Source organism: Streptomyces sp. NBC_00236, assembly GCF_036195045.1.
Taxonomy (GTDB): domain Bacteria; phylum Actinomycetota; class Actinomycetes; order Streptomycetales; family Streptomycetaceae; genus Streptomyces.
The window spans coordinates 631,019-647,293 of record NZ_CP108100.1 but is presented as its reverse complement, the minus strand read 5'-3'; the positions used below and the strand labels follow the sequence as shown (position 1 = coordinate 647,293).

The 16,275-nt window shown below is 72.2% G+C and carries 15 protein-coding genes; 9 read left to right on the top strand and 6 right to left on the bottom strand.

Annotated elements, in window-relative coordinates:
* Positions 1-18: 18 nt before the first annotated feature.
* Positions 19-306, bottom strand: coding sequence for a hypothetical protein (locus OG446_RS02820; RefSeq protein WP_328892511.1), 288 nt, complete (start codon positions 304-306; stop codon positions 19-21).
* Between the two features lie 206 nt (positions 307-512).
* Here OG446_RS02820 and OG446_RS02815 point away from each other — a divergent pair, with 206 nt between their 5' ends.
* Positions 513-995, top strand: a complete 483-nt coding sequence (locus tag OG446_RS02815) for a GNAT family N-acetyltransferase (RefSeq protein WP_328892510.1) — start codon at positions 513-515, stop codon at positions 993-995.
* Positions 996-999: 4 nt separating this feature from the next.
* A complete protein-coding gene (locus OG446_RS02810) occupies positions 1,000-1,353 on the top strand; it encodes a VOC family protein (protein ID WP_328892509.1) in 354 nt (117 codons plus the stop codon).
* A 14-nt stretch (positions 1,354-1,367) separates the two neighbouring features.
* Here the strand turns inward: OG446_RS02810 and OG446_RS02805 are convergent, their stop codons facing one another.
* The 3 genes from OG446_RS02805 to OG446_RS02795 form a co-directional block, all read right to left on the bottom strand.
* Positions 1,368-2,930, bottom strand: a complete 1,563-nt coding sequence (locus OG446_RS02805) for a mucoidy inhibitor MuiA family protein (protein WP_328892508.1) — start codon at positions 2,928-2,930, stop codon at positions 1,368-1,370.
* 8 nt (positions 2,931-2,938) lie between these two features.
* The gene (locus OG446_RS02800) at positions 2,939-4,999 is read right to left on the bottom strand and encodes a DUF4139 domain-containing protein (RefSeq protein ID WP_328892507.1); all 2,061 of its coding nucleotides are present in this window, start codon (positions 4,997-4,999) and stop codon (positions 2,939-2,941) included.
* Positions 5,000-5,066: 67 nt separating this feature from the next.
* Positions 5,067-5,483, bottom strand: a complete 417-nt coding sequence (locus tag OG446_RS02795) for a Fur family transcriptional regulator (protein WP_326665093.1) — start codon at positions 5,481-5,483, stop codon at positions 5,067-5,069.
* A 239-nt stretch (positions 5,484-5,722) separates the two neighbouring features.
* On the opposite strand from OG446_RS02795, the gene katG reads away from it, so the two are divergent.
* A complete protein-coding gene (gene katG / locus OG446_RS02790; RefSeq protein WP_328892506.1) occupies positions 5,723-7,951 on the top strand; it encodes a catalase/peroxidase HPI in 2,229 nt (742 codons plus the stop codon).
* A gap of 169 nt (positions 7,952-8,120) precedes the next feature.
* Entirely contained in the window at positions 8,121-8,669 is a 549-nt protein-coding gene (locus tag OG446_RS02785; RefSeq protein ID WP_328892505.1) for an FABP family protein, read from the top strand.
* Positions 8,670-8,688: 19 nt separating this feature from the next.
* Here the strand turns inward: OG446_RS02785 and OG446_RS02780 are convergent, their stop codons facing one another.
* The gene (locus OG446_RS02780; protein ID WP_328892504.1) at positions 8,689-10,899 is read right to left on the bottom strand and encodes a HelD family protein; all 2,211 of its coding nucleotides are present in this window, start codon (positions 10,897-10,899) and stop codon (positions 8,689-8,691) included.
* 241 nt (positions 10,900-11,140) lie between these two features.
* Here OG446_RS02780 and OG446_RS02775 point away from each other — a divergent pair, with 241 nt between their 5' ends.
* From OG446_RS02775 to OG446_RS02760, 4 genes are all read left to right on the top strand, one after another.
* Positions 11,141-11,347: a peptidoglycan-binding domain-containing protein gene (locus OG446_RS02775; RefSeq protein WP_328892503.1), complete on the top strand. Its 207-nt coding sequence runs from the start codon at positions 11,141-11,143 to the stop codon at positions 11,345-11,347.
* A 156-nt stretch (positions 11,348-11,503) separates the two neighbouring features.
* Positions 11,504-11,908, top strand: coding sequence for a VOC family protein (locus OG446_RS02770; RefSeq protein WP_328892502.1), 405 nt, complete (start codon positions 11,504-11,506; stop codon positions 11,906-11,908).
* Between the two features lie 155 nt (positions 11,909-12,063).
* Positions 12,064-12,633, top strand: coding sequence for a PadR family transcriptional regulator (locus OG446_RS02765; RefSeq protein ID WP_328892501.1), 570 nt, complete (start codon positions 12,064-12,066; stop codon positions 12,631-12,633).
* Positions 12,620-13,402, top strand: coding sequence for an SGNH/GDSL hydrolase family protein (locus OG446_RS02760; protein ID WP_328892500.1), 783 nt, complete (start codon positions 12,620-12,622; stop codon positions 13,400-13,402). Before OG446_RS02765 ends, OG446_RS02760 begins: the two co-directional genes overlap by 14 nt.
* A gap of 105 nt (positions 13,403-13,507) precedes the next feature.
* On the opposite strand, the gene OG446_RS02755 is transcribed toward OG446_RS02760, so the two are convergent.
* Positions 13,508-14,569 (bottom strand): YncE family protein, encoded by a 1,062-nt coding sequence (locus tag OG446_RS02755; protein WP_328892499.1) that lies wholly within the window; start codon positions 14,567-14,569, stop codon positions 13,508-13,510.
* A gap of 401 nt (positions 14,570-14,970) precedes the next feature.
* Between OG446_RS02755 and fes the strand changes: the two genes are divergently transcribed.
* Positions 14,971-16,239, top strand: coding sequence for an enterochelin esterase (fes, locus tag OG446_RS02750; RefSeq protein WP_328892498.1), 1,269 nt, complete (start codon positions 14,971-14,973; stop codon positions 16,237-16,239).
* Positions 16,240-16,275 lie beyond the last annotated feature (36 nt).

Genomic DNA, 16,275 nt, shown 5'->3' with positions numbered 1-16,275 from the left:
GGACGCGTCGGACCGGGCTCACCCGAGCCCGCGATGGGCTGCCCACAACGCCCCGGCACGGCCGGCGGCGTCGGCGATCAGGGCCGTCAGCCCGGGGTCGTCGGGGACGGGGAAGGACACGTATGCGCCCCGGCCGCCGGCGACCGGCCGGCCGTACGCCTTCGCGGCCAGGCGGCCGTCCGGCAGCAGCCGGACGTTCAGGGTGGTCAGCGTGAACGTCTCACCGCGCCGCGTGTCCGTCCAGCGGAGCGCCTGCGGGACCGTGACATTGATGGCCAGGGCGGTTACTTCCAGGTCGCTGCTCATGGGGGGATGATCTCACCCGAGCTTCCGCGGACAGCCGGATGAAGGCGGCTCCCCGCCCCGCACGGTCGCTCCGGGAGCCCCCGGAGCGGCCGGCGTCGCCCCGGCCGGCAGGTGGGCTCGGGTCCGGTGCAGGACGTAGCCGGGGAGCGCCCGGAGGATCATGGCCGGCGAGGCAGGCGGAACAGTGGCCGAACGAGGGGAAGCCGATGCATCAAGGACCTGTCGGCGGGGAGCTGACCCGGCTCGTTCCGACGTCCGAGGACGACCTGCATCTGCTGGCCGGCTGGTTCGCCGATCCCGGCTTCGTGGAGCACTGGGGCGGGGCGCCGTTGTCGCGCGAGGAAGTGGCCGCCAAGTACCTGGGACGTCGCCGCCCGGAGGTCGAGTCGTTCGTGGTGCTCGCGCACGGAGAGCCCGTGGGCTATGCGCAGTACTGGTACGCGGGCGCTGCCGAAGGCGGTCTCGACCTGGTGCTGATCCCCGGCGCACGTGGTCGCGGCCTGGGACCGGACGCGGCCCGGGCGCTCGTGAACCATGTGTGTGGAACCCTGGAGTGGCAGCGGGTGACGGTCGATCCGGCAGAGACGAACGTCCGTGCCGTGCGGGCCTGGGAGAAGGCGGGCTTCCGGCGCGTGCCGGGCGGGGGAGACACCCTTCTGCTGGAGTACCGCCCGACGAGAGGGTGCTGACGGCATGACGAACCGATGGGCCGGCGTGACGGTCGACTGCGTCGACGTGGAACGGGTGGCGGAATTCTGGAGCGCGCTGCTGGACCGCCCGCAGGGGCCGTCCGAGCCGGGCTGGATCTACCTCGGCCACCGCGACGACCCGCAGCCCCGCCTCGTCTTCCAGCCGGTGGCCGAGCCGAAGCGGGGCAAGGTACGCCTCCACCTCGACATCGCGGTCGACGACATCGAGCAGGGCATGGCCCAGGTCGTCGCCCTCGGCGGCAGGTTCACCGGCGAGCGGCACGCGTACGACGAGGGGGTGGTCGTCGTCATGGCCGACCCCGAGGACCACGAATTCTGCATGGCCCAGTACTACTGACCCGTCGCCCGGAGTCAGAGCCCGGTGACCTTGCCGCTCGCCGACACCTCGTACACCAGCGTGACCGTGCGACGGCCGCCCGGCGGGAGTGCGACGTCCCAGCGGGCGATGCCCTCGGCGTCGACCGTGTCCGGTGCCGGGGAGCACGCGTCCTTGCGCAGGCGTACCTCCACCGCCGAGACCTCGGAGACGGGGATGCGTTCCCGGACGGCCACCACCCGGTCGCCGTGCTCGCCGGGGGCGGAGAAACGGGACAGGTGCAGCCGGACCGTACGGGTCACCACCGTCCGCTGGGTGAGGCCCGCGACGTCGCGGGACTCCTCGGCATCCCGGACCACCCGGTAGTCGTCGCAGCTGCCGAAGGCCAGCTCGACGGGGGAGCCCGGGGCGGTGAAGTCCAGCGTGCCGCGGCCGCTGAACCCACTGCCGCGGACAAGCTCCACGGGCCCGGCGAGCAGCGCGTGGCCGGACCGGTTGTCGAACCTCACCACCTGGGTGACCAGCGGGGACAACTCCGGTGAGCAGGCGTACTCGCTCGGTGCGGGCGTGGTGAAGGCGGACAGCCGCACCCGGTGGGCCGCGCCGTCCCCCGGGACCGAGACCGGCGCCGGGGACCGCAGCACCCGCGCCTCGCCGCCGTCGTCCACGCCGGGCAGACCGAGCACCGTCGCCGGTCCGAGCGTCCCGATCTCCTCCTCGCGCAGTTCGACCTCGACCGTGCGGCGCTCCGCGGCGGAGCGGTCCTTGAGCGTCAGCCGGTCCTCGTCCAGCCGGGGCGGATCGGTGGCCAGCGCCGAACGTGCCGTCGACAACGTCAGCCGCACATCGGACCAGTCCTCACCGGTGCGCTGCCAGACCATCGCGTCGGTCTCCAGCGTCAGACCTTCCCCGTCGAGCACCGCCCGGTAGGCGGGCCGCCAGAGTGCGCACGGGGTGAGATGACTCAGACGCAGTCCGACGGGGCCTGCGGCGGCGGTCCTCACGGTCAGCTCGATGTGGCCGACCAGCTCGGCCGGTTCCTCCTCCGACAGGTCCAGCGCCAGCTGGACGTCCGAGAGTTCGTCGGCGACGGCGGCCAGCCGCACCTGCACGGAACGGAGTTGCTCGGCGTGTACGTCGCGCTCGGCGTCCACCCGGTCCAGCTCGCGGGCCCAGCGGGGCCGCTCGGTCTCCCCGAAGCCCGCGCCTTCGCCGATCTCCCGCAGCAGGTCGCGGGCGAGGCGCCCCAGCAGGTCGAGGCGGGCGTTCAGCCGGTCACGTCGCTGTCCCAGCTCCCGCTGCTCCTCCTCGAGGGAGTGCACACGGTGGCGGAGCGCGGAGTCGTCGTCCGCGGGAGGCGACGGATCGCGCGGCGTCCAGTCGCGGACGATCCGTACGTCGAGCACGGTCGCGGGGTGATCGGAGGTCAGCTCGGCGTGGAGCGTCCGGTCGACGGCCAGGGCACTGACCGGCCCCAGACGCAGCCGCTGGACCCCGGCCTCCAGGTCGAGCACGGTGGAACGCTCGATGTGGGCACGGTCCTCCAGACACGTGACAGCGGTGACGGGGAGAGCGATCGGCTTCGGGGCCGTGGACATGAGGTGTGTCAGCTCCTGCGGTTTCCGCCGGTCAGGGCCTTGCCGGTCGGTATGCGGATTTCGTAGCCGCCGTCGAGAGCGGCGGTGGTGCCCGCGGGCAGGTCCAGTCGCCAGACCCGGGTGCCGCGCGCATGCCGGTCGGGCCCGCCGCCCTCCTCGGGCACCGTCCAGTCGGCCCGCTCCTCGATCCTGACATCAGGTTCGGAGCTGACCGGCACCCGCTCGCGGACTTCCACGGAGACGGACCTCGACAGCCGGTTGGCTAGCTCCACGTGGACCCGGTGGTCGAGCACGGTGGTGTTGTTGCGCAGGCCCGACGTCGACTCGTGCAGGTTCGTACGGCGCGTCACCCGGATGCCCTCGGCCGGCCCGAGTCCCACCCGGCGGACACCGCCGGGTGCCAGCGTGGGCAGCGCGGCGGTCAGCAGGAACTCTCCGTCGACGCTGACCTCGACCGGGCCGGCCAGCAGCGCCTGATCGGTGGCGTTGGAGAGCACCAGCGTGGCGTACACGATCTGCTCCACGGACGGCACGCAGAGGTACTCGGTCCGCAGGCCGACCGGGATCTCGCCGACGGTGACGGTGTGCCAGGTGCCGTCCGAAGGGATGTCGGCGCGGGCGGCGGCATCGAAACGGTGGTCGAAGGACCCCGCCGACTCGCGGGGACGCACGGCCTGTCCGGGCAGCGGCAACGCGGCCACCGCTTCGGCGCGGCGCCGGAACTCGGCCGCGACCGGGTCGGAGGGGGAGCCGGGGAACAGCCGGCCCCGGCGGCCGCCCCGCTCGTCCGGGCCGGCCAGGGTCAGGGCGGCGTAGTCGAGTTCGGCGCTGCTCGGCTCCGGCGGACCGGCCACCGGCACCGGAGGAGGTGGCGGCGCGGCCGCCCCGGGCGCCGGGGGCGGCGCTGCGTCGTCCGCGCGGGACCTGCCGCCGGTACGCGACCTGGTGCGCGGCTGAGCCCCGCCCGGCTGCGCGGGGGCGGGCGGGGCGCCGCCGAAGGCCGCCGGGGGAGCGCCGCCCACGCCGGTCAGCGGCGGCGCCCCGTAGCCCTGTGGTGCGGGCGGCGGAACGGGCTCTGCCACGGAGCCCGGCCAGGGGCCGCCTGCCGCAACCGCGCTCGTCCGGACCGGCGCGGGGCCCGCCGCGTCGTATCCGGAGAACAGGTCGCCGAGCCCGGACGGGGGTTCGCGCCAGCCGGACGGTGCGGGGGCGGGCTGGCTGCGTCCGATCCGGACGGAACGGAGCCTCGGCAGATCGGTACGGCGGCGGAGATCCGCGGTGGCCAGGGCGATGCGTACGCCGGTCCAGTCCTCGCCGGTCCGCTGGGCGACCGAGGCGCGCAGCACCAGATTCCCGCTGTCGTCGCCCTGCTTGTGGGTGAGGCGGTACGCCGGCGCCCAGACAGCGCCCGGCACCCCGTACTCCAGCTCCAGTTCCACTTCGGCCCCGCCCGCGTCGGAGGGGCAGTCGAGGGTCAGGGCCGCGCATACCGTGGTCTCCACGTGCGCCGACGGCGCGTCGCTGGACTCGCGCTCCAGCCGGTCCGTGGCGACCATGAGGTCGTGCTCGGCGGCGCGCACCGCCTCCTCCAGCTCGACGAGGCGCAGGTGCAGTCCCGTCAGCCGCTCGTCGACGAAATCGGCGAGCTCCAGCCACGCGTCGGCCGGGGTGCGCCGGTGCGGGTCGTCGCGCTTGCGGCCGGGCGGGACCGGGTGGAGAGCCTTGACCTCGTTGATCACGCTCAACTGCCGGTCCCGGCGCCCCTGCGCCGCGGCATACGCGTCGCTCAGCCGCTCGTGCGCGCGCCGCAAGGTGTCCGGCGCGTCCGGCCGGGGCAGCTCGGCCTCGACTTCGACGCGGGCCTCGGTGACACGTACCCCGGAAGCTCCCAGGACCCGGACCCGGACCCGCAGCGAGCCGGGGTCCAGGGAGCGGGGCAGGCCCGTCACCCGCACCCGGCCGTCGGGGGGTACGGCGCCCCGGGCCAGACGACTGCAGAGCGCACCCCGCGCGTACACCACGACGGAATCGAGGGTCGACCCCCACCGCAGTACCGAATCAGCCGTCATGCGCTCCGCCCCCGCCGCGTTCATGGTGGGTGAAGCCTACGCCGGGACGATCGCCGGTACGCGCCGATCAGCCGGGTCCGCAGTCCGGGCACAGACCCCGGTAGGTCACCTCGGCCTCCGAGACGGTGAAGCCGAACCGTTCGGACTCCGGGAGTTCGGCGAGCAGGTCGCCGGAGGGGTGGACGTCCCGGATGGCGCCGCAGCCGGAGCACACCAGATGCTGGTGGGGGTGGTGGGCGTTCGGGTCGTAGCGCTTGGCGCGGCCGTCGGTGGCCACCTCGATCACCTCGCCGATCGAGACCAGCTCACCGAGGGTGTTGTAGACGGTGGCGCGGGATATCTCCGGCAGCCGGGAGGTGGCGCGTGCGAGAACTTCGTCCGCGGTGAAGTGCACGTGTTCACCGGCGAGCACCTCGGCGACCACCCGGCGTTGAGCTGTCATCCGCCAGCCACGTGCGCGAAGCCGTTGCAGCAGGTCACTCATGCCCACCAGCCTAACTGTGCGTTGTCCGACGATTGGATCCGTACACGCCTGTCGTTCGTATTGACTTGGACTATGTCCATCGTAGGATCGGTTCCGGTCGATAGCCAAGGGACAGGACAGCAGCGCGGAAAAGTACGTGACTTCAGGAGACGGGGCCCATCGCCCCGGAATCCGGACCCGGCCTTCCCGCAGTCCGTTGTTCCTCAGCACCGTGATCCGCCCCGTCCGGAAGGATTTCCATGACTGAGAACCACGACGCGATCGTCACCGATCCGAAGGCAGAGGGAACCGGCGGCTGCCCGGTCGCGCACGGCCGCGCGCCGCACCCGACCCAGGGCGGCGGGAACCGCCAGTGGTGGCCGGAGCGGCTCAACCTGAAGATCCTCGCCAAGAACCCCGCCGTGTCCAATCCGCTCGGCGAGGAGTTCGACTACGCCGAGGCGTTCAAGAGCCTCGACCTCCCGGCGGTGAAGCGTGACATCGCCGAGGTGCTGACGACGTCGCAGGACTGGTGGCCCGCCGACTTCGGCAACTACGGCCCGTTCATGGTCCGGATGGCGTGGCACAGCGCCGGCACCTACCGGATCAGCGACGGACGCGGTGGCGCCGGAGCAGGGCAGCAGCGTTTCGCCCCGCTCAACAGCTGGCCGGACAACGCCAGCCTCGACAAGGCGCGCCGGCTGCTGTGGCCGGTCAAGAAGAAGTACGGCAAGAACCTCTCGTGGGCCGACCTCATCGTCCTCACCGGAAACGTCGCCCTGGAGACGATGGGCCTGAAGACCTTCGGCTTCGGCGGCGGCCGCGCGGATGTGTGGGAGCCCGACGAGGACGTCTACTGGGGCCCCGAGACCACCTGGCTGGGCGACGAGCGCTACACCGGCGACCGCGAGCTCGAGAACCCTCTCGGCGCGGTGCAGATGGGCCTCATCTACGTCAACCCCGAGGGCCCCAACGGCACTCCGGACCCGATCGCCGCAGCCCGCGACATCCGTGAGACGTTCCGGCGCATGGCGATGAACGACGAGGAGACGGTCGCCCTGATCGCGGGCGGTCACACCTTCGGCAAGACCCACGGCGCGGGCCCGGCGGACAGCGTGGGCCCCGACCCCGAGGCCGCCCCGATGGAGCAGCTGGGCCTCGGCTGGCGCAGCACGTACGGCACCGGCAAGGGCGCCGACACGATCACCAGCGGTCTCGAGGGCATCTGGACCGACACGCCGACCACCTGGGACAACAGCTTCTTCGACATTCTGTTCGGCTACGAGTGGGAGCTGTTCAAGAGCCCGGCGGGCGCCCACCAGTGGCGGCCGAAGGACGGCGCCGGCGCGGGTACGGTCCCCGACGCGCACGACGCGTCGAAGACCCACGCGCCGACGATGCTGACGACCGACCTCTCGCTCCGGCTCGACCCGGCGTACGAGGAGATCTCGTGGCGCTTCCACCAGAACCCGGACCAGTTCGCCGACGCCTTCGCCCGCGCGTGGTTCAAGCTGACCCACCGCGACATGGGCCCGGTCGTCCGCTACCTCGGCCCGGAGGTCCCGGCGGAGACCCTGGTGTGGCAGGACCCGCTGCCCGCGCGGACGCACGAGCTCGTCGACGCGGCGGACATCGCCTCCCTCAAGGAGCGGATCCTCGCCACGGACCTGTCGGTGTCCGAACTCGTCTCCACCGCGTGGGCGTCCGCCTCGTCGTTCCGCGGCAGTGACAAGCGCGGCGGTGCCAACGGCGCCCGCATCCGCCTCGAACCGCAGAACGGCTGGGAGGTCAACGAGCCCGACCGGCTCGCGCGCGTGCTGCGTACCCTCCAGGGTGTCCAGGAGTCCTTCAACTCCGGCGCGCAGGGCGGCAAGCAGGTCTCCCTCGCCGACCTGATCGTGCTCGCCGGTGCGGCGGGCGTCGAGAAGGCGGCCAAGGACGCCGGCTTCGGCATCGAGGTCCCGTTCACCGCGGGCCGCGTCGACGCGTCGCAGGAGCAGACCGACGTGGAGTCGTTCGTCGAGCTGGAGCCGAAGGCCGACGGATTCCGCAACTACCTCGGCAAGGGCAACCGGCTGCCCGCCGAGTACCTGCTGCTCGACCGCGCGAACCTGCTGAACCTGAGCGCGCCAGAGCTGACGGTCCTCGTCGGCGGTCTGCGCGTCCTGGGCGCCAACCACCAGCAGTCCTCGCTCGGCGTCCTCACCGAGACGCCCGGGCAGCTGACGAACGACTTCTTCGTCAACCTGCTCGACCTGGACACGGAGTGGAAGGCCACGTCCGACGACGCGAGCACGTTCGAGGCCCGCGACGCCTCGGGCAAGGTCAAGTGGACCGGCAGCCGGGCCGATCTCGTCTTCGGGTCCAACTCCGAGCTGCGCGCGGTCGCGGAGGTCTACGCGAGCGACGACGCGAAGGAGAAGTTCGTGCAGGACTTCGTGGCCGCGTGGGACAAGGTCATGAACCTGGACCGGTTCGACCTCGTCTGAGCACGGCGTCCCGGCCGGCCCCTCCCGGGGCCGGTCCGGGGCAGCGGGCGGTTCGCAGCGCGGGCTCCGGCAGGTGCTGTGCCCTGCCGGAGCCCTGCCCAGTCCGGCATCTGCGGTCCGAGGTCCTAGGCTGCCCCTCGGCACCGGCCCCGACCCAGGAGCGCACCTCATGTCCGACCCCGCCCGCACGCACCCGTATCCCGACGCCCTCCGGCCGGACGGATCACCCGCGCCGCACCCGTTGCTGAAGCCGCTGCTCGGATTCCTGGGCAGCTGGACCGGCCGGGGCCGCGGTGGGTATCCGACGCTCTCCGAGGAGTTCGTGTACGCGCAGGAAGTCACCTTCAGTCATGACGGAAGGCCCTTCCTCCACTACGAGGCGCGCGCCTGGCTGCTGGGCCCGGACGGGGAGCCGCTGCGCCCTTCGGCCCGGGAGAGCGGCTGGTGGCGGATGCAGCCGGACGGGCGGGTGGAGGCGCTGATCACCCAGCCCACCGGGGTCGCGGAGATCCTGGCCGGAAGCGCGGCCGACGGCGCGGCTGACCTCGCCACCCACCACGTCGCCCTGACACCCACGGCCAAGCAGGTCGATGCCACCCGCCGGCGCTACACGCTGTCGGACGACGACACGCTCGACTTCGTCCACGATCTCGCGGCGGTCGGGCAGCCGCTTCAGCACCATCTCGCGGCGCGGCTCCGCCGCGCGGGAGCACGGTAGGGCCCGACCCGGGGCGTGCTCACCGCAACGCTTCCGGCAGCTCCTCCCGGTGGATGATGCCCAGGCGCTGCGTGGCCCGGGTCAGCGCCACGTACAGATCACTCGTGCCGAACAGAGCGGGCTCCACGACCAGCACGTGGTCGAACTCCAGCCCCTTCGCCTGCCGCGGGTCGAGCAGCACCACCGTGTGCGTGAGGTCGGGTTCGGCGCCCGCGGTGACTCCGGTCAGGGGAGCGCTGATCTCCTCGTGGAGCGCCCGCGGCGCGATCACCGCGAGGCGCCCCTCCTCCGGCGTCAGCTCCAGGACCGCCCGGGCGACCGCGCCCGCCAGATCGTCACCGGAGTCCCGCAGCCACGGCAGCTCACTGGTGGACCGCACCGAGGCGGGCGGTGCGAACGACGGGTCGTGGGCGCGCAGCACCCGGGCGGCCAGCTCCATGATCTCGGCGGGCGTACGGTAGTTGACCTTCAGCGCGACGTGCTCGAAGCGGTCACCGACGTACGGCTCCAGGATCTTCTCCCACGAGCCGACGCCCGCCTCCTGCGAGGTCTGCGCGGGGTCGCCGACCAGGGTCATCGAGCGGGTCGGCGAGCGGCGCATCAGCAGGCGCCACGTCATCGGTGACAGCTCCTGCGCCTCGTCGACGATGATGTGCCCGAACGCCCATGTGCGGTCGGCGGCGGCGCGTTCGGCCGCACTGCGGTGATCCGCCTCCTCCTGGCGCTCGGCCATCCGCTCCGCGTCGATGATGTCGTGGGCGGCGAGGACCTCGGACTCCTCGTCCTCGAACTCGAACGACTCCGAGCCCCGCGACAGTTCCAGCACGCCCTGGGCGTAGGCGATGCGCTCCTGGCGCTGGGCCTCCGCCGCCGCCCGCTCGGCGCTGTCGTCGCTGCCGAGGAGCTCCGCGGCCTCGTCGAGCAGCGGTACGTCGGCAGGGGTCCACCGCGCACCGCCGGGTGCGCGCCGGATGGCCTCGGCGTCCTCGGCGGGTACGTGGACGGGGTCGGCCAGGTACTCGGTGAGGAACGCCTCCGGGGTGAGCGGCGGCCACAGCTCGTCGATGGCGCTGTGCACCGCACCGCTGACGGCGACCGCCTTGCCGAGCTGGGCGATGTCGTCGGGGCCGAGGAAGTTGGGCCCGCCGTACGGATCGGCGCCGATGCGCTCCGTGAGCTGGGCGGTGAGGGCGTCGATGATCCGGAACGCGAAGTGCGGGCGGGCGAGATTGTGCGGCAGCAGGGTGTCGCGGGCCGCCTGCCGGGCCTCGTAGGCGATCTCCCAGTCGAGGATCAGGTCCCCGTCGTCGTGTGCGATGACCATCGCGGCACCGGGTTCGGGCAGCAGCTGCCGGTCGCGCACGGCCATGGCGAGAGCCTCCGCCATCGGCTCACCGCCCTTGACCGTGGCGGCCCGGGGGGTGTCCGTGCCGTCGGCGTGGACCCCGGGGAACAGCTCGGCCTGCGTGGCGAGCAGGACCCCGGTCTCGCCGAGCGCGGGCAGGACCTCACCGATGTAGCTCAGGAAAGCCGGGTTGGGGCCCACGATCAGGACGGCTCGCTTGGCGAGCAGCTCACGGTGTTCGTACAGCAGGAACGCCGCCCGGTGCAGTGCCACCGCCGTCTTTCCGGTGCCGGGACCACCCTCGACGACGAGCACACCGCGGTGCGGTGCGCGGATGATGCGGTCCTGCTCCGCCTGGATGGTCCGCACGATGTCGCCCATGCGCCCGGTGCGGGCGGAGTTCACGGCGGCCAGCAGCACGGTGTCACCGCTCGGGTCCTCGAACCCGGTGCGCTGCCGGTCCCCGACGTCGAGGATCTCGTCGTGGAGCTCGGTGACGTCGCGGCCCTCGGTGGTGATGTGCCTGCGCCGGCGCAGCCCCATGGGGGTGTGACCGGTGGCGAGGTAGAAGGGGCGGGCGACCGGCGCGCGCCAGTCGATGAGCAGCGGCGTATGTGCGGTGTCGTCCTCGCGGATTCCGATGCGGCCGATATGGTGCGCGGTGCCGTCGGAGAGATCGATTCGGCCGAAACACAGCGAGCCGTCCACCGCGTTCAGGGCCGCCAGCAGCCCGGAGCGTTCGGCGACGAGCACATCACGCTCGAGACGGGCCTGCAGCCCGGTCCCGACCGGCGTCAGCGCGTCCTCGACATGCTGGGCGGCGACTCCGCGCACCGCGTCGACGCGGTCGTAGAGCCGGTCGATGAATTCCTGCTCCTTCTGCAATTCGGCGCTTTCCCGAGTTGACAACATTGCTCCCTGGCGGATATGGTGTTTCTTAGTGGCCCCCCGTGCGGGGCCGTTTCTGTGGGCGCACAGAAACGCTCAATATACTCGGGAGAATCCCCGGTCCGCAATTGCGGACCGGGGATTTCTTGTTGCTGCGGGTCGTACCGGCGGTGGTGCGGGGTACCGGCGGTGGTGCGGGGGTCCCGGCCCCCGCACCACCGCCGCGCTCCAGCTGAACATGCGGAACCGGGGCTGCACCGGACCCCTCGACGGAATCCCCGGAACCGACACCTGGGCCGCGGTCCAACGACTGGCGGCCGCCCACGGCTGCACCGGCCCCATCGACGGCGTCATGGGCCCCAACTCCTGGCGAGGCTTCAGCCGCTTCATCAACCGGGACCAGTGGGGCCGGCCCACACCGAAGGGGCTGCGTACACCGAGGTGATGTCGGGGTGCGCCGCCCTGAAGGCAGGGCGGAGTGGCGGATATGACTCGACAGGCGGGTGGGACGCTCTTATGATCGCAGGCGGACATCGCGTGTCGGTCACCGGCCGGGTGAGGCATGGAGGTGTCCGGGAGATGCCTTCGGAGGCATTCCGCTTTGTCTGTCGAGTTGAATCACACGATCGTCCACGCCCGGTCCAACCGGGAATCCGCCGAGTTCCTGGCCCATCTTCTGGATCTCGAAGTAGGCGCCGAGTGGGGGCCGTTCATTCCGGTCCTGCTCAGTAACGGCGTCACGCTGGACTTCGCCACCATTCCGTCCGAGTCGATCGTCCCGCAGCACTATGCGTTCCTCATCGGGGACACCGAGTTCGATGTCGCGCTGCGGCGTATTCAGGACGCGGGAATCACGTACTACGCCGATCCGCATCTCAAGATGCCGGGCGAGATCAATTTCCACCACGGCGGGCGCGGGCTGTATTTCATGGATCCCGCAGGTCATGGAATGGAAATCATCACGCGCCCGTACGGAAGCCATGCGGTGACGCCCGCGGCCTCGTAGGCGCGGCCCGCCCTTCGGTTCGCAGCCCTTCCCGTCGCTCCGCACGGCAGTGTCGTCGCCTGTACTCAAGGACTTGAGTAGTCATATTCTTGAGTACGATGACTCGCGGCCGGTGTCACCGCGCCGACCGGTGAGGAGAGGGAGGGGCTGCTTCGATGGCCTTGCGACATGCCGTGCTGGCGGCGCTGCTGGACGGCGAGTTCAGCGGATACCAACTGGCGAAGGCGTTCGACGTCGGCGTCGCGAACTTCTGGCACGCACTGCCCCAGCAGCTGTACACCGAACTGGCCAGGCTGGAGAAGGAAGGCCTGGTCGAGGGCCGGCAGGTGGTCCAGGAGACCCGGCCCAACAAACGTGTCTTCCGGGTCACCGACGCCGGCCGCGACGAGCTGGAGAAGTTCGCCGCGACCACGTCCAAGCCGTCGTTCATCCGTGACGACCTGCTCGTCAAGGTCCAGTCCGCCGACCGCATCGGCACCGCACAGGTCATCGCGCAACTCGATGAGCGGGTGGCCGCGGCGGACGCGAAGATCGCGCTCCTCGACGGCCTGCTCCGGCAGATGCGCGGGGAGGCGGACGAGGAGGAGTTCCTCCGCCACGGCGAGCGCGTCGGGCCGTACCTGACGTGCCTGCGGGGCGTGGCTTTCGAGCAGGGCCACCGGGACTGGTGCCTGCGGATCGCGGCCGTGCTGCGGGAGAGGCAGGCGGCTCATGCCGGGCGGTGAGTACCTGCGTTACGTCGCGCTGGGCGACAGCCAGACCGAAGGGGTCGGCGACGGGGACGACATCGTCGGCCTGCGCGGCTGGGCCGACCGGCTCGCTGAGCACCTCGCCACCGTCAGCCCCGGTCTCCAGTACGCCAATCTGGCCGTGCGGGGCCGGGTCGCCGGACAGGTCCGTGCCGAACAGCTGGAAGCGGCACTCGCGCTGCGCCCCGACCTGGCCACCGTCGTGGCCGGGGTCAACGATCTGCTGCGGCCGCGGGTGGACGTCGCGCAGGTGGCCGGGCACCTGGAGGAGATGTTCGCCGCGCTCACTGCCGCCGGGGCGCAGGTGGCGACCCTGACCATCCCCGACGTGGGGAAGATCGCGCCCATTGCGCGGCCCGTCAGGGGCCGGGTGTCGGAGCTCAACACCCTCATCCGAGCCGCGGCGGCCCGCCATGGGGTCGCCGTCGCCGAAATCGCCCAGCACCCCGTCGCCACCGACCCACGGCTGTGGAGCGTGGACCGGCTCCACGCCAGCCCTCTCGGCCACGCGCGGATCGCCGCAGCCGTCGCCCAGGCCATCGATCTGCCCCGCAGTGACAACACCTGGACGCACCCGTTGCCACCCCAAGTGCTCCCGGCCGGCTGGCAGTCCGCCGGAGCCGAAGTGCGCTGGGCCGCGGCCTTCCTCGGCCCGTGGCTCGGGCGCCGGCTGCGCGGCAGGTCATCGGGAGACGGCCGCACCGCCAAGCGCCCCCAGCTCCTGCCCCTGAGTGCCGGTACGTGATCGACCGGCCGCGCCGCGGAGGCTGAGGTCCGGGCGCAGGGAACCGCAGGGGTCCGGCCCGCCGCGTGGCGCGGTGGGCCGGACCCCTGCGGTGGGTGGGGGACGTCAGCGTGCGAGGCGGATGCGGTGCAGCTGGTCCTTGCCGTCGGCGCCCGCACCGGACTTGTCGACGACGTACGCGGAGCCGCCGGCGATCTCGATGTGGTTGGGGTTCGCGCCGACCTTCACGGTCTCCACGACGGCGCCCTTGCGCGGGCTGACGACGGAAACGGTGGCGTCCGTGCGGTTGGCCACCAGCACGTTGCCCGTGCGGGTGTCGGTGGCGACGGACAGCGGGCCCGCACCGGTGGTGACGGACTTGGTGACGAGGCCCTTGCGCAGGTCCACGACCGAGATGTCCCCGCCGGTCTGGTTGGCGGTGTAGGCGGTGCGGCCGTCCTTGGACAGGGAGACGGAGATGGGGCCGTCACCGGCCGGGATGAGCCGCGGGGCGGTGGAGCCCGTGGCGACCTGGATGATCTGGTCGTTGGTGAGGTCGGCGGCGTAGACCGTGCCGGACTTCTCGTCCAGAGCCAGGCCGGCCGGGCCCGATCCCTCGACCGTGACGCGCTTCTGCTCCTTCAGGGTGCGGCTGTCGAAGGCGACGAGCGTGCCGTCACCGTAGGAGCTCGCCCACACGGTGTCGTGGCGCTCGTCGACGACGATCTCCCGGGCGTGGGCCACGTTCGGGAGCGTGGCGAGGTGCTTGCCCGTGCGCTGGCTGTACACGGCGACCGAGTTGTTGCGGGTGTTGGTGGTCCAGACGGTGTTGTGCTCGTCGTCGACCGCCACACCGTAGACCGCCTCGACGGCGCCGGTGGCCGCGTCGGTGACCGGCGGCGTGCAGGTCGCCTTCACCTTCAGGGTCAGCGGATCCACCTTCGTCAGGGCGGAGTTCGTCACCGGGGGCCGCCCCACCGACGAGGTGGTCCACAGGACGTGGTTCCGCTCCGAGTAGGAGGACTGGTAGAGCCCGTTCGTGACCGGCGCCGTGGTGACCGCCGGGCCGGCCGGCCGGCTCTGAGCGGTCGCGGTGCCCGTCAGTGCCGCGGTGCTGCCTGCGGCGAGCACGACGGCAATGGCCGCGGAGGTTCCGGTGCGGCGCAGGCTGCGGGTGGGTGAAGTCATGCTGGGGTCATCTCCCTGAAGGTGTTTCATGGCGATCTGCACTTCGAAAGTTAGCTTAGCCTTACCTAAGTAATGCTCTTTCAGGTGTGTGACCTGGCTAACAACTCGACCGGGTGCGGGGGAGGTTCGGGCGGGTCGGTCCTGGCCGGAGGCCGAGCGCCGCGTCGCGGCCGGCGGTCGGCTCGCCCATGCGGCGATGCGGCCGATTCCGGTCCGGGGGGCGCGGAGTGCGGCCGGGGGTGTGGGGGTGTGGGGGTGTGGGAGGGGCGGTCGGGCGCCGTGCGTGGGGGTGCGGGAGGGCAAGGTCGGCGCCGCGGGTGGGCATGCCTGCGGCGGGGCCCCTGTCGCCCGAAAGGTAAGGTAACCCTAAGTTGATCGCCTCGTTATTCGGAGCCCCTCTCATGATCACGTCCGTCCCGCCCAAGGACGCCCCCCAGCGACCGCCCCGGACGGCACGGCCGGAACCGCTGACCCGTCTCGCGGAGCCCGTCCGCGCCCTCCCGGACCCGGGCGGTACTGAGCAGTTCTGGGCCGGGGTGGCCGCCTCCGGCACACCGCTCGTCGGGCCCGACCCGCTGGGCAGCGACGACCATGCGGCCGTGACGTTCCTGTGGCGCGGAGCCCCTGGCACCCGCGCCGTCCAGGTGCTGCCCAACAAGCTCGGCGACCCGCGGGACCCCGAGGGCAACCTCATGGAACACGTCCCCGGCACCGATGTGTGGCACTGGACGCTGAGGCTGCGGCACGACTGGCGGGGCACGTACGACTTCTACGTCGACGAGGGCGACGGCCCCGGACCGGAGGCCGCCGACTACTGGCGCCTGCTCCGCACCCGGCGCCGTCCCGATCCGCTGAACCTCCGCTCGCTGCCCCGCCGCTGGGGTGGCGACCCGGTCTCCTGCGCCGAACTCCCGGCTGCCCCGAGCGCCCGGGACTGGCTGCCGCGGCCGGATGCCGCCCGGGGCGGCGTGTCCGTGCACGAGGTCCCCTCCGAGCGGCTCGGCGGGAACCGGCGCGTCTGGACGTACCGGCCGGCCGGTGCGCCCGGGGCGGCGGATCTGCCGGTGCTCGTCCTCCTGGACGGGGAGCACTGGCAGCCGCACCTCGGGCTCGCCCATCTCCTGGACAACCTGATCGCCGACGGGCGCATCCCCCCGCTGGTGGCCCTGCTGCCGGATTCCGTCGACGTGGCCACCCGCTGGACGGACCTCGCCTGCAGCCGGGACTTCGTCGCCTTCCTCGACGACGAACTGCTTCCCTGGACGGCCGCTCGCCTCCCGGTCACGGCCGATCCCGCACGCACCGTCGTCGCGGGACAGAGCCTGGGCGGGCTCACCGCCGCCTACGCCGCCCTCACCGCACCCGGCCGCTTCGGTAACGTCCTCGCGCAGTCCGGATCGTTCTGGTGGCCGGACGGACCGGACGCCGAGTGGCTCACCGCCCGGATCGCCGAATCCCCGCGTCTGCCGGTCCGGTTCTGGCTCTCCTTCGGCGAGCAGGAGTGGGTCGCCCTGCCGGCCGCCAGGCGACTGCGCGACACGCTGGCCTCCGCGGGCTACGAGGACGCCTCCTACCGGGAGTTCAACGGCGGCCACGACTACCTCTGCTGGCGCACGGAACTCGCGGACGGCCTCGTGGACCTCCTGAACCCGGGCGCCCCCTCCGTCTGACCGCGACGAAGGGGGCGGGTGCCCCGGCTGACTTGA

What these genes read in the sequence shown, in the direction of transcription:
- OG446_RS02820 (WP_328892511.1), bottom strand. Translation starts at nt 306, where the DNA reads ATGAGCAGCGACCTGGAAGTAACCGCCCTGGCCATCAATGTCACGGTC.
- OG446_RS02815 (WP_328892510.1), top strand. Translation starts at nt 513, where the DNA reads ATGCATCAAGGACCTGTCGGCGGGGAGCTGACCCGGCTCGTTCCGACG.
- OG446_RS02810 (WP_328892509.1), top strand. Translation starts at nt 1,000, where the DNA reads ATGACGAACCGATGGGCCGGCGTGACGGTCGACTGCGTCGACGTGGAA.
- OG446_RS02805 (WP_328892508.1), bottom strand. Translation starts at nt 2,930, where the DNA reads ATGTCCACGGCCCCGAAGCCGATCGCTCTCCCCGTCACCGCTGTCACG.
- OG446_RS02800 (WP_328892507.1), bottom strand. Translation starts at nt 4,999, where the DNA reads ATGACGGCTGATTCGGTACTGCGGTGGGGGTCGACCCTCGATTCCGTC.
- OG446_RS02795 (WP_326665093.1), bottom strand. Translation starts at nt 5,483, where the DNA reads ATGAGTGACCTGCTGCAACGGCTTCGCGCACGTGGCTGGCGGATGACA.
- katG (WP_328892506.1), top strand. Translation starts at nt 5,723, where the DNA reads ATGACTGAGAACCACGACGCGATCGTCACCGATCCGAAGGCAGAGGGA.
- OG446_RS02785 (WP_328892505.1), top strand. Translation starts at nt 8,121, where the DNA reads ATGTCCGACCCCGCCCGCACGCACCCGTATCCCGACGCCCTCCGGCCG.
- OG446_RS02775 (WP_328892503.1), top strand. Translation starts at nt 11,141, where the DNA reads ATGCGGAACCGGGGCTGCACCGGACCCCTCGACGGAATCCCCGGAACC.
- OG446_RS02765 (WP_328892501.1), top strand. Translation starts at nt 12,064, where the DNA reads ATGGCCTTGCGACATGCCGTGCTGGCGGCGCTGCTGGACGGCGAGTTC.
- OG446_RS02760 (WP_328892500.1), top strand. Translation starts at nt 12,620, where the DNA reads ATGCCGGGCGGTGAGTACCTGCGTTACGTCGCGCTGGGCGACAGCCAG.
- OG446_RS02755 (WP_328892499.1), bottom strand. Translation starts at nt 14,569, where the DNA reads ATGACTTCACCCACCCGCAGCCTGCGCCGCACCGGAACCTCCGCGGCC.
- fes (WP_328892498.1), top strand. Translation starts at nt 14,971, where the DNA reads ATGATCACGTCCGTCCCGCCCAAGGACGCCCCCCAGCGACCGCCCCGG.